Source organism: Lacticaseibacillus casei DSM 20011 = JCM 1134 = ATCC 393, from assembly GCF_000829055.1.
GTDB classification, from domain to species: domain Bacteria; phylum Bacillota; class Bacilli; order Lactobacillales; family Lactobacillaceae; genus Lacticaseibacillus; species Lacticaseibacillus casei.
In genome coordinates this window covers 2452553-2466118 of sequence record NZ_AP012544.1, presented here as the reverse complement: position 1 = coordinate 2466118, position 13566 = coordinate 2452553, and the positions used below count along the sequence as shown (strand labels likewise).

The window sequence follows — 13566 nt, the reverse complement described above, 5'->3', positions numbered from 1 at the left end:
TTGATGAGGATTTTTGTTAACCGCTTCAATATTTATGGCAATGTTATACAATGACAGTGGGTGTAGTTTTAGTTAATGTATTCATAATTCACAAGTTAATGGTTTCGCGGGGGAGTTGCCATGAAAGTCTTTTAGAAGGAGGAGTGGGAACATCATGAGGGAGTTGGGTGTCAAAAAAGTCAGGCACAAACTGTTCAAGATTGGCGTTTATTTTACTGTCATTCTTGGCATGATTGTGCAGTTGCTTTCGCCAGCGCTGACCCTTGCCGCCGAGAATCCGACACAAGCAGTGACTGGTACACTGACGATTAAGAACCAGGATGAGCAAGGCAAGTCGCTGAATGGCGCAAAGTATGAGGTTCGTAATGAATCCCATCAGGTTGTGGCTAACAGCGCCATTAGCAAAGACGGCCAGACAATTGTACCGAATCTGCCCGTCGGAAATTATACGGCTACCGAAACGCAGTCTGCTTCAGGTTATACAGCCATTGAGCAGACCAAGAATGTGAGTGTCACGGCGTCAGGCAATGAAACACTGTTGTTTAAGAGTCGTGCATCGGCAACGATCACAAGCAGCAGTAGTAGCAGTAGTGCTGTGGCGTCATCGGCAGCGCAGACGGCCAGTGCGCAGGAACCGGCTAAAAGCGCCATGCCAGATGTAAAAGCTGACACGACATTGCCAAACATTTTCACGAAGGTCGTATTGAAAGACGGTAACGGACAGCCGTTGGGGACGGAAGTTAATCAACAGAGTACCGTGAAAATGGAATTAACGTTCACGTTGCCGGAAACCAGCACGCCGTTTCCGGCAGGCGCTTCGTTTACCACGCAGCTGCCGAAAGATCAAATTGATTTTCCGCCAAGCAGTACAGGTGTCTTTGACGGCGGTGTTGCAGAGTATCAGTTTGACCAAACAACCGGAAAGTTGACGATCAAGCTTTTGAAGGCCACGGATAATGGCTCATGGCGGGTCAATATTACTGCGAGTTTTAAAGCGCTGACCGCCAATGACTCATTGAATCAGACCTTGATTTTCCATACAAAAGACAATGATACCAAGTTTCCAATTACGTTTCGGTCGAACGCAAAGCCAGTGGTGGTGAATGCGCCAAAAGTCACACCACAGAACTTGAATCCAACTGGTATGTCCGGAAGTGCCAAGTTTAATTTGAACGGAGCCGAAAGTGATAAAACGAACCCGCCTAAGTGGGATAGCGATCCGGCCAAGCGCTCCAAGAATGCTGACATGGAGTTGACCGTCACTGCGCAAGGTAGCGGGACGACTTATCCGAAGTCGCTGACGTTTAGCGACAGCGATCTGGCAAAAATCAAAGTTTCTTCTGCTCCGGTCAATGTCTTAGGCGACTTTTCCGAAGCGTTGAAGCCATTGGTTGCTGGTCGGGATTACCATGCGGTTTTATCGGATGACAAACGCACGGTCAAAATTTATTTGACTGACGGCCTCAAAAAATCAACCGGCTATCAGGTCGATTACACAGCCAGCATTGATCGCTCTTTAGACGATACCGGTAAAGTCGGTAGCGCTTTGGTTGAAGGCTATCGCTATTTAACTGGCACTAAGGGCTATGATGGCTATGATTACAGCAGCGTGACCATGCGTAACTCCGGGGTCGCGATCACCAAGGCCGGGGACATTACGAATAACTTCCGCGCGTTAAAGTGGAAGATTAATTGGAACTATAGCATGGACACCATGAAGGCCGGGGCGACGTTAACCGACCATTTTGGTAAGCAAATTGGAGGAACCGACGATCACAATCAGCCCAAAATCGAGCAGGATGCTAATCAGTCGCTCGATACCAGCTCACTGAAAGTCTTCCAAGTTACTTTTGACCAAAATGCCTCGCCAACGGTTTCCGAAGACAATATTGCCAAATACTTTAAGCTGACGGATAAAGGTGACGGCACCTTCACGTTGACGTATCTCGGCGGTGCAAAGCTGCCGGACAATGCGTCATTCCAAGTGCAATACCAAACCAAGCTGAGAACGACGCCAGCTAATGGGACTAAGCTAACCAACATTGTCAATGATCAGAAGGACCATTATGCCAATGCGACTTATCAGGTGAGTTTACCGAATAGCATCGACAAGACAGCCGGGAACATCGATACCTACAATGCTCAGATGATGTGGCGGATCAATGCTAACCAAACGTTCCGCGAGATGCGTAACGGCAAGATTTTTGATTTATTCCCTGATGGCGTTGATAAACTTGGCGACGATCCAACCGCTGCCGATATCAACACGATCAATGGCGAAAATGCGTCGACAGATGATCAGGATGGCAGCAATGACGGGATTTTGGTTTATGCGCAGGATCCTGATGGCAAGCGCACGCTGCTGAAGTCTGGTACCGATTATGCGATGAGCACAAGTGATAACGATGTTCAGACGGCAGTTAAGCAGTATAACGCGAAAGATAAGGAAAATCCGATTGATGCAGATGGCCAGACCAAAGGCATTCGCGGGTTTGTCGTGACGCTTAAAGGCAAGTATGCAGACACCGATTCCCAGATTGTGATCTACACGTACACCAAACTGGACATGTTAAAACTGGGCCAAGTTGCCAATGACCCAGATGCATTGAAAAAGGCTTTAAACAACCGGGCCTTCTTCTTCTTTGATTTACCACCGGGCAGCCATGATACTGCCAGTGGTTCCAGCAGCAATACGCCGACTCCTGAAGAGGGTGCCTTTAGTGGTGCCTTGAAGAATTCGTGGAGTGATACACCGGATACCCAATATTGGGGCGTTTTGGTGAACCGCTTGGGCGTCAAATATGGGCATTTGCATTTGACAGATATTTTGCCGAGATTTGACGGGGTCAATTATGAGCTGATTCCTGATTCGATTAAATTTTACGAAGTGACCGGGTCAGATGGTATCGATCCTTCCAATACTGGCGATCCGACCACATCGGGTGACGTCAAAGAGATCAAGACCAATCCTTATTACGGCACCAGTGGCTGGTCAACAACCGCACTGAAGGCGGATGACGCCGCGCAGCAAAATCTGTTGCCGACCAACACACCGAATACTTGGTTGACGGACAATAAAGATTTAGCGCAACAGTTAGATTTTGATTTTCCTAATATCGGTAACGGCCGAGTCTGGGTTGTCTTTGAAACGAAACGGGCCAACCAGTGGAGCTATAACGACCCTAACTTCACCAATACGGCGACTGTGACGGACAAGAACCAAGCAACAACCGACATTCCGAAGTTCACGCCGTCTGCTTCCAAGTCGGCGCAGAGCTATTGGACGCCAATTAACAAAACTGTTAGTCGGGACTCAAAGCTGAAAAATGTCCTTAACTGGCATGTTCAACTAGAAAATATCCAAGACAAGTACCGGCCGATGGTGAATCCGGTTATTGAAGATACGATTGATCCATCTGGTACTGGTGCGGAAATCAATGCCACTAGTTTCAAGGTTACCTTGTAGGTTGGATCAGCCAATGAGGTCACGTTGAAACAAGGCAAGGATTACGATCTTGCCTTGAACGGCGATAAATTCACCGTCACGTTCCACCGGACTTTTGGTAATCTGACACAAACAGATGGCAGTCCGTTAAATAATTATCATGTCAACGTGTACTACGCTACCAGTAGCAAAAATGCCGGCAGTGTTTACAACACCAGCAAAGTTTCGTGGAGTGGCGAGGAGACTACCAATCAACCTAGCGACGGTGTTCCTGAAAGTGGCCGAACGGCGTCGACGCAGGGCTATCTACCATCTTGGGACTCCGGCATAAGTGGTGAAACCATCACGCAGCTGGCTAACTTGGTGGTTGAGAAAAAAGATAAAGTCGGCGGCGCACCGATTCCGGGCGTCAAGTTCCGGTTGAGTGACGGTACGCATACTTTTGAAGCAACTACCAAACTCGATGATCAGACGCACAAGGCAACTGCAACTTTCCAAGGCTTGCCAATCGGCGTGGATTATACACTGACAGAACTCAACACGCCTGCTGGCTACAAGCCGTTAGCGCCACAGAAAATCCGACTGAAAGCGACTTCTGATACCGGCACCGCGATTCAGAATGAAGCGGTTAAAAATGAGCCTTATCAAATTACCCTTTCAAAGTATGATAATCGTGCGAAAGGCCAATCGGCAGCCGACAGCAAACAATATCGCTTGTCGAGTGCAACCCATGACCTCATCGACACTGATAACCAGCAGAAATTACTGTCAGGTCTGAAGACCAATGATGACGGTCAAATCACGGTTGGTACGGCAACCAGTTTTGCTGGCAGTTATACCGATGACAAGTTCAAGCCTGATCTGAAAGCCGGGCAATATGTCCTTGAAGGGCTAAAACCCGGTCATTACCGGTTGGTTGAACGCGAAGCCCCGACCCATTACCGTGGGGACGCGCATGATCAGACAACTGTGACAAGCGGGCCTGACAAGCAACTCTGGATTGATAGCCTCAACGCTGGCAGTGTCAATACCACCATTGATGACAAAACGCAAAACGCGCAAGTTACGGCTTACAACCAGAAGAAGCCCGGTCAATTGGCCATCAAGAAGCAGGCAGAAACCATTAAGGATGATCATTTTCCGGATCGCCAGCCAATGACCGGTGCGACCTTTAAGCTTTATCGGTATGGCGGTGACGGCAAGCTTGACTATGACAAATCATGGGAAGCAACCGTCACGAACAATGACGGAACCATTTCGTTTTCTGATAATGACTTATATGAAGGCAAGTATCAGCTGATCGAGACGAAAGCACCTGAAGGCTATGTCATTCCTAATGACTTGGCTAAAGGCGTCGACGTCAACATCACCGGCGATCAAACATTGACGTATCCAACGATTGAAGAACCGGTTTTCCGACGCACAGTTGTTTTGAAAAAGAGTGATGGCAACTTTGGCAATCTGATTGCGGGGATTACCTATGCGCTCTATCAAGAAGACGGTACCGAACTTGCCAAGGATCTGGTCACCAATAAGGATGGCGAGGTTGCTTTACCATTTGACTTGCCAGCCGGACAATATTATTTTAAGGAAACCAAGACGCTGCCGCCTTATCGGCTGAATACCGATAAGCATGCGTTTACCATTAAGCAAACGGATCAAACGCAGACCGCAGCCGCATTAGCCAGCGATAACAAGCAGAAGCCTGTCACCGTGAATGTTACGAACTATCAAGTCAAGACCTTGAACGTGAAGAAGGTTGACCGCACTTATGCCAAACATGCATTACCGGGCGCCGTCTTCCGACTCACGAACAGTACTGGCTACAGCCGAGACGTTACCACGGATGAAAATGGCGTTGCCTCATTTGGCGATTTGCTGTTGGGTCACCATTCACTGACTGAAGTAAAAGCACCAGCAGGCTACCGACTTGATACCACGATTTATCCGATTACGTTGGCATCCGCGGCCACGCCTAGTGCGATCACGGTCAACAAGGAAATCGCTGATGATCCATATCAAGTCACCTTAACCAAGTACGACAACCGGGTTAAGAAGACTGACGACGCGGCCGCGCTTAAGAAGTATCTGTTGCCAGGCGCAACGTATAAACTTGTCGATGAAGTCACTGGCAAGACGCTTAAAGCCGACATGAAGACGAACGCGGACGGTCAATTGACCTTTGGTGCCGCAAGTAGTTTTGATACGCCGCTTAAAGCCGGAGAGTATGCGATTGAAGGCTTGAAGCCGGATAACGCATACCGTCTGGTTGAAACCGAAGCGCCTAAGCACTACGAAGGTGATGCGACTGATCAAGCCCGTGACACAAACGGTACCGCTAAACAGTCGTGGCAGCAAAGTCTGGAAGCTGGCAGCGTCGATTTCACGTTGACAGCCAATCAGGCCCAGCTTAAGTTAACGGCCACCAACCAAAAGAAGGCCGGCCAAATCGTTATTACCAAGAAAGCAGCCACCACGCATGATGACCGCTTCCCAGCCAAAATGACGATGATTGGCGCTCAGTTTGCGCTTTATCGTTATCGCGATGACGGTACGGTTGATCACAGCCGGTCATGGAAGGCAACGATTACCAACCAGAACGGCATTGTGACCTTCAACGATCACGATCTTTACGAAGGCAAGTATCAACTGGTTGAAACCCAAGCGCCACGCGGGTATGTCATTCCGGACAACTTGGCTAAGGGGATTGATGTGAATGTGAAGGGCGACCAAAAGATCGACCTGGATCCGATCATCGAGCCTGAATTCAAGCGTAGCGTTCAGTTGCAAAAGACCGATGGCGATTTTGGCAATCGATTAGCCGGCATTACCTTCAACTTATACGGTAGCAGCGGGAATATCCTGGCCAAAGATCTGGTAACCGACAAGAATGGGCAGATCGATTTGCCATTTAACTTGCCAATCGGTGATTATTACTTTGAAGAGACGAAGACCTTGCCGAAGTATGCATTGACCACCGATAAGATCCGCTTCAAGGTTGAACAAACCAGTTTGACCCTGACGGCCAGTGCCTTAGCTACCCAAAATAAGCAGCAACCGATTACCGTTCAGGTTGCCAATTATCAGATTAATTCGCTTATCATCCAGAAGGTAGATGCGGCCGATCAGCAGAAAGTATTGGCCGGCGCAGTCTTCCGGTTGACCAACGATCAAGGCTACAGCAAAGAAATCACGACTGACGCAAAGGGCTTAGCAACCTTTGACAATTTGAAGTTAGGCCGCTACTGGCTCACTGAAATCAAAGCGCCGAGTGGTTATACGATTAATTCGGATTATGCGAAGCCGGTCACTGTTGAAATCAAGAGCGGTGATGCCGTCCGAATGACCATCGCCGATCAACCGCACAAAACGTTGCCAGATACAGGTGGTAATGGTGGGAATAACGGTGGAGCTACTAACCCGAGTGGCACGCCAAGTACCCCAAGCAGCCCGAGTGCTCACAGCAACAATGTTCGGCACGAACAACCGTCACGACGACTGCTCTTTGGCAGCTTTGGCGATCGGGACGCTATGACGTTGATCCTTGCAGGTGTTTTGATTCTTATCATTGCCGGCAGCACGGTCATCCTGCGGCGGCGTAAGCAGTCGTAACGGGTGAGATGTTAGTCAGTTAGTATCAGATTGAAAAATAGTTCCGCGAAGTAAGCTCTGATGAGGGCTTGCCTCGTGGGACTATTTTTGTGCTGAACCGCGCTCACTGGCGCAGAAACTTGCGTGTAAGGGCCTTGGGCGCGATGACCTAAGCCCGGGCCCATCACCCAAGGCCACTTACACGCCAGCTTCTAACCGCGCCAGTTCACGCTCTTGCTCTGAGTCAAGGTGCTTGCTTTGTAGAACAATTTTGTTATGATTAGAAGTTGTTAGTTAACCTGATCTAGTTCAGGTTACGCTGTCAAGCGATTTTCGACTTTGACAGTAAATTCCATAAAACATGCGTCCGAAAACTGGACGCGAGATGATCCTGATTAGACTTGAATCGCTTGTGAATTCTTGTATGGATATCGTTCGGCGACCAACTGTTTAACCCTTGTCCTGTTAATGCCAAGAGAATCAAGGTAATCGCGATAGTTGGTGCGGCGCCACGGATGCGTAATTGCCGGGATTTTCTTGGTTCGTTTAGGAGTTGGTGCCGCAGCTGGTGTAAGATCGAATTTGGCTGACATGAACTGTTCTTTTGGCACACAGAAAAGATCGTACACCTGGTCATCATCAGTGGTCATATAAAGTCTGCCCGTGAAGCTTTTGATGACTAAGACCTTTGTATGCGGTGGTAAGTAAACCAATTCGCCATTCCGGTGTGGCAGATAGCGTTTGTTATCAAAGCGAACACAATGTCCGTGGCCGATGCTGCGTTCATTGGCAATGATCAAAATATTGTCAATTTCCTTGGGTGTTAGTTGCTTCTCAAACATCGACATGCTACTTTTGATGGTAGATGCGAAGCGGTCATTGTAACGCTTGATAAAGCCGACCAAAAACCGATTGGCATCTGCGATTGTGGTGATGTTATGCAACCGCAGTTCACTTGTGAGCCGATCTTGAAAAGTCTCCAGAAGACGTTCTATACGGTCTTTGGCTTGCGGAATACTGGTGGCCGAAAGTTCTGTTCCAAGTGTCTGGCAGGCATAACCGAAACGTGTAAGAGGGTTCTCGGTCGAAGGTGAGCCCTCTTTTTTGTTGCTGTTAAACACGGTGCGCCGATCCGTTAGGAATTCTGCTGGAGCGCCATAATCGCGAAGGACTTGGGCAAACACATGATAATAGCCGCTGAGTGTTTCTTGTTTGGCAAAGTAGCCGCCGACAACGTTCCCGGACTGATCATCAATGGCTGCGTGTAAGGTGGTTTTTTGAGTACCAAACCAATACTCCCAGGAAGCATCCATTTGTACCTGTTCACCAGAATAATGTTTCCGAGGACGTTCTGGATGGGCTTTGATGTTTTCAACGACCTCGATGGCTGACAAGGTGGCTTCATCACGTTTGGATAGGAGCTTGGCCTTCTTTTCTTTCTCTTTTAACTCACGCTTGACCCGACGTTTCGTGGCCTTGTGGGCTTTGGGTGAAAGGATGTGGTGGTGTCTGAATAAGAGCCGGAGTGAGGATTCGGAGATGGCGATTTGTTCGGCAGTGGTTAAGAACTCGTGGAAATGAGCGATGTTGAAACCGGCATACTTGTTGGTGTACAGATGAATGATCTGGCGTTCGAGTTGCGCGTTGCGTTTGTTGGCAGGCTCACGGCCGGCATTACCATGGATAAAGCCGTCTTTGCCTTGTTGCTTGTAAAGCTTGATCAGTCGGTAGATGGTTCGTTCGGAGCGCTTGAGCTTAACGGCTGCGCGTTGCACGGAGGTCTTACCATTGACCACTGCTTTGATGACTCGGTAACGTTCTTCTTCTTTCATTGTTAAGACAACCTTCTTCATGTGATTCCTCCTAGATGTATCTTCTAAGAGGTTACAGTTTTTGTGACACTTTGGCTAACTGCTTACTTAAGACAACATCGCTTGCGGTCGACAAGTTAACCTGATCTAGTTCAGGTTACGCTTGACACTGATGCGTACAGGATAGTACACTATCAAAGGTGCTTTTTCCAGTTTATTCGGGTTATCCGGACGTGCTGACTGGGTTAAGAGCCGTCGCCATTCGGTTGGCCATTTTTTATCAGAAAAAATGAACCGCCTGGATGTGTGGACTTAAAAATGATGCAAAATAAGGAAGGAGAAGCTTAATGCCTACTATTAATCAATTAGTTCGCCAAGGTCGTAAATCCAAAACAACCAAGTCAGACTCTCCTGCGTTGAACTTCGGTTACAACAGCAAGAAGAAGAGCCTTACCAGTAATCCAGCACCGCAAAAACGTGGGGTTGCTACACGTGTCGGCACCATGACGCCTAAGAAACCTAACTCTGCTTTGCGGAAGTATGCCCGTGTTCGTCTGTCCAACTTGATCGAAGTGACAGCTTACATTCCGGGGATTGGCCACAACCTGCAGGAACATAGTGTTGTCTTGATCCGTGGCGGCCGTGTTAAGGACTTGCCAGGGGTTCGTTATCACATTGTTCGTGGTGCGCTTGATACTGCCGGTGTTGACGGCCGGATGCAAGGTCGCTCCAAGTATGGTGCAAAGCGCCCTAAGAAGAAGTAAAACATTGATCGCGGTTTAAACCGCAGATGATCATGATAAAAATTTTCTAGTGCCGCTTTGTGCGGTTAAAGGAGAGCGTGATCGGGAAGTTTGTGTTTTCCGAGAACGCGTTTAAAGAGGAGGCCAAAATACATGCCACGTAAAGGCAGTGTTGCAAAACGCGATGTATTACCTGATCCAGTTTACAATTCAAAACTGGTGACTCGCTTGATCAACCACTTGATGATTGACGGCAAGCGCGGTAAGGCATCAACAATTTTATATGATGCATTTGATATGATTAAGAAACAAACCGGGAACGAACCGTTAGACGTTTTTGAAGAAGCAATGAAGAACGTTATGCCGGTCTTGGAAGTTAAGGCTCGCCGTATCGGTGGTTCTAACTACCAGGTGCCGATCGAAGTTCGTCCGGATCGTCGGACCACACTTGGTCTTCGCTGGATCGTTCAGTATTCCCGTCAACGCGGTGAACATACGATGGACGAACGGTTGGCTAAGGAAATCATGGACGCCGCTAACAACACCGGCGCCGCAGTGAAGAAGCGTGAAGATACCCACAAGATGGCAGACGCCAACCGGGCATTTGCACATTATCGTTGGTAAGATGATTTGGCTATTATATCCGCGGCTTGGTATATAGTAGCCATTCTTTGTATAAAGCCAGTTGAAACAAGAGAGGAGCAATACGCCACATGGCCAACAAACGTGAATTTCCGTTAGACCGTACCCGTAATATCGGGATCATGGCTCACATCGATGCCGGTAAAACGACCACGACTGAACGGATTTTGTATTATACCGGTAAAATTCATAAAATCGGTGAAACTCATGAAGGAGCTTCACAGATGGACTGGATGCCACAGGAACAGGAACGTGGGATCACCATCACCAGTGCTGCTACTACGGCTTTCTGGAAGGATCACCGGGTCAACATCATCGATACCCCAGGGCACGTTGACTTCACCATTGAAGTTGAACGTTCGCTGCGTGTGTTAGATGGTGCGATCACCGTTTTGGATGCCCAATCCGGTGTTGAGCCGCAGACTGAAAACGTTTGGCGTCAAGCGACAACTTACGGCGTTCCGCGGTTGGTTTTCGTTAACAAGATGGATAAGATCGGTGCGGACTTTAACTATTCCCTGCAGACTTTGCATGATCGTCTGCAAGCCAACGCCCACGCTGTTCAATTACCAATCGGTGCTGAAGATAAGTTCGAAGGGGTCATTGACCTGATCGACATGAAGGCCGATTTGTATGACGAAGATGAACTCGGCACCAAGTGGGATACGGTTGACATTCCTGATGACTACAAGGAAGCAGCCCAAAAGGCTCACAACGAATTGATTGAAGCCGTTGCTGATGTTGATGATGGCATCATGGACAAGTACCTTGAAGGCGAAGAAATTTCCAATGCTGAATTAAAGGCAGCGATTCGTAAGGCTACCATCAACTTGGAATTCTACCCGGTTCTTGCCGGTTCTGCTTTCAAGAACAAAGGTGTTCAGATGTTACTGGATGCCGTTATCGACTACTTGCCATCACCGCTGGATGTTCGGCCGTATCACGCGACCGATCCTGAATCCGGGGATGCTGTTGAGTTGACGGCGGGCGACGACAAGCCGTTTGCTGCCTTGGCCTTCAAAGTTGCGACTGATCCGTTCGTTGGCCGTTTGACCTACATCCGGGTATACAGTGGCACACTGGAAGCCGGTTCGTATGTCTTGAATGCAACTAAGGACAACCGTGAACGTGTCGGCCGTCTGTTGCAGATGCACAGTAATCACCGGGAAGAAATTCCTGAAGTATTCTCCGGTGATATTGCTGCGGCGATCGGCTTGAAGAATACCACAACCGGGGATTCCTTAACCGACGTCGATCATCCGTTGATTCTTGAATCCTTGGATGTTCCGGATCCGGTTATCCAGGTTTCCATCGAACCTGATTCCAAGGAAGACCAAGACAAGCTGGATGTTGGCTTGCAGAAGCTTTCCGAAGAAGATCCGACCTTCAAGGCTGAAACCAACCCTGAAACCGGTGAAACTTTGATTGCCGGCATGGGCGAACTGCATTTGGATATCATGGTTGATCGTTTGAAGCGTGAATTCAAAGTGGCTGCCAAAGTCGGCGAACCACAAGTTGCTTATCGTGAAACCTTCACGAAGGAAGCATCTGCTCAAGGTAAGTTCGTTCGTCAGTCTGGTGGTAAAGGTCAGTATGGTGATGTTTGGATCCAATTCACACCAAACGACGAAGGCAAAGGCTTTGAATTCGAAAATGCGATCGTCGGTGGGGTTGTTCCGCGTGAATATATCCCAGCCGTTGAGCAAGGTCTGAAAGAAGCCATGGCCAATGGTGTTCTTGCCGGTTATCCATTAATCGACGTTAAAGCCAAGCTTTACGATGGTTCTTACCACGAAGTCGATTCTTCCGAAGCTGCCTTTAAAGTGGCTGCTTCCATGGCGCTGAAGAATGCTTCAAAGAGTGCCGGTGCGGTTATTCTTGAACCAATCATGCATGTTGAAGTTGTCGCACCTGAAGAATACCTTGGCGATGTGATGGGCCAAATCACGGCACGTCGCGGTCGCGTTGAAGGTATGGAAGCTCGTGGGAATGCGCAGTTGGTTAACGCCATGGTGCCGCTTGCCGAAATGTTCGGTTATGCAACCACCTTGCGTAGTGCAACCCAGGGCCGTGGTACCTTTACCATGACCTTCGACCACTACGAACCAGTACCAAAGAGCATCCAAGCAGAAATCATCAAGAAAAATGGCGGCGGTGTCGCAACCAAGGAATAATCCTTGAATGCCCAGCGTCAACATTGAATAAAAGCACGGCAGACAGTCAACTGAACATGTTGACATGTCTACCGTGTTTTTTTGTTGGCGGACTGATATGATAAAAGCGAGCGGTGCCAGGATGTTTTTTCAGACAATAGTGTCCCACTGAGAAAAGCCACTGAAGAGGTGTTAGTATGGATCTCGATGAAATTTTGAGCGAACTGATAAAATTGCACAATGAAATGCAGCAATATCGCCCGTTAGATGCCACCCAGGCTAAAATGTTGCGGCAGCAGATCAAAGTTGACCATGTCTGGTCGTCAAACGCGATCGAAGGCAACAGTCTGAGTCAGGCGGAAACCGAGTCGATTCTGGATGCTGGTCTGACAATCCATGGCGCACCGGTGAAAGATATTCTGGAAACGCTCGATCTCAGTGAAGCGTATGATTTTGTTGAGAAGCTGGCCATTGGCAATGAACCGATTAGTGAACGGGATATTCGCGACATTAACCGCATTGTGACCCTGCAAACAGTCAGACAGCGTAGTGAGGCCGGTCAGTTCCGGACGCTGCTCGTTTGGCCGAGTGGAGCAAAAGACCGGCCGTACCTGGAGCCGTTCGAAATCAAACCGGCGATGGCGACGTTGATTCAATGGATGAAGCAAGCTGAAAAAGAGTTGCATCCGGTTTTGTATGCTGCCCAACTTCATGCCAAATTTGTTGCGATTCACCCGTTCTTGGATGGTAATGGTAGAACAGCGCGTCTACTGATGAACATGGCCTTAACGCGACACGGCTATCCGTTGATTAATATTCAGCCGGATCCAAAGGCGCGATCGGCGTACATGGATGCATTAGAGATAAGCCGCAGCAAGCACGATATGGACCCATTCGCACGACTGGTCGCGACGTATGTCAAAAAGGCTTTGCAGGAGCGAATCGCCATCTTGAAATTGCACGAACAGAATGTCGCCGATGCGAAAACAGCGGAAAATCAGAGCCCGCTGAAAGATCTTTTTAAGCGACTTGAAGATGATTAGGCTACCATCACAAGCGTTCATGACCTGCGATGACAGGGATGCCGCCAGTTTCGGATGATCAACTGCAAAAATCACCTCCCGCTCTGTTCGGCAGTATAGTATACTCGACGTTATATAATAACCCTTGTATTGGAGGCA

The 13566-nt window shown here is 48.5% G+C and carries 5 protein-coding genes and 1 pseudogene; 5 read left to right on the top strand and 1 reads right to left on the bottom strand.

Annotated elements, in window-relative coordinates:
* The first annotated feature begins 154 nt into the window (after positions 1-154).
* A pseudogene (locus LBCZ_RS11895) lies at positions 155-7057 on the top strand (SpaA isopeptide-forming pilin-related protein).
* A gap of 374 nt (positions 7058-7431) precedes the next feature.
* On the opposite strand, the gene LBCZ_RS11890 reads toward LBCZ_RS11895, so the two are convergent.
* Positions 7432-8889: an ISNCY family transposase gene (locus LBCZ_RS11890; protein ID WP_041084794.1), complete on the bottom strand. Its 1458-nt coding sequence runs from the start codon at positions 8887-8889 to the stop codon at positions 7432-7434.
* 305 nt (positions 8890-9194) lie between these two features.
* Between LBCZ_RS11890 and rpsL the strand changes: the two genes are divergently transcribed.
* The 4 genes from rpsL (at position 9195) to LBCZ_RS11870 (ending at position 13428) form a co-directional block, all read left to right on the top strand.
* A complete protein-coding gene (gene rpsL / locus LBCZ_RS11885; protein WP_010492654.1) occupies positions 9195-9611 on the top strand; it encodes a 30S ribosomal protein S12 in 417 nt (138 codons plus the stop codon).
* A gap of 132 nt (positions 9612-9743) precedes the next feature.
* Positions 9744-10214 carry a 30S ribosomal protein S7 gene (gene rpsG / locus LBCZ_RS11880; RefSeq protein WP_003567577.1) on the top strand — a complete coding sequence of 157 codons (471 nt, stop codon included), beginning with the start codon at positions 9744-9746 and terminating at the stop codon, positions 10212-10214.
* A gap of 89 nt (positions 10215-10303) precedes the next feature.
* Positions 10304-12406 carry an elongation factor G gene (gene fusA / locus LBCZ_RS11875; protein WP_010492653.1) on the top strand — a complete coding sequence of 701 codons (2103 nt, stop codon included), beginning with the start codon at positions 10304-10306 and terminating at the stop codon, positions 12404-12406.
* A gap of 176 nt (positions 12407-12582) precedes the next feature.
* Positions 12583-13428, top strand: a complete 846-nt coding sequence (locus tag LBCZ_RS11870) for a Fic family protein (protein WP_025013846.1) — start codon at positions 12583-12585, stop codon at positions 13426-13428.
* Positions 13429-13566: the final 138 nt, after the last annotated feature.

Bases quoted from the DNA above. Each gene is read 5' to 3' on its own strand.
- rpsL (WP_010492654.1), top strand. From the start codon at position 9,195: ATGCCTACTATTAATCAATTAGTTCGCCAAGGTCGTAAATCCAAAACA.
- rpsG (WP_003567577.1), top strand. From the start codon at position 9,744: ATGCCACGTAAAGGCAGTGTTGCAAAACGCGATGTATTACCTGATCCA.
- fusA (WP_010492653.1), top strand. From the start codon at position 10,304: ATGGCCAACAAACGTGAATTTCCGTTAGACCGTACCCGTAATATCGGG.
- LBCZ_RS11870 (WP_025013846.1), top strand. From the start codon at position 12,583: ATGGATCTCGATGAAATTTTGAGCGAACTGATAAAATTGCACAATGAA.
- LBCZ_RS11890 (WP_041084794.1), bottom strand. From the start codon at position 8,889: ATGAAGAAGGTTGTCTTAACAATGAAAGAAGAAGAACGTTACCGAGTC.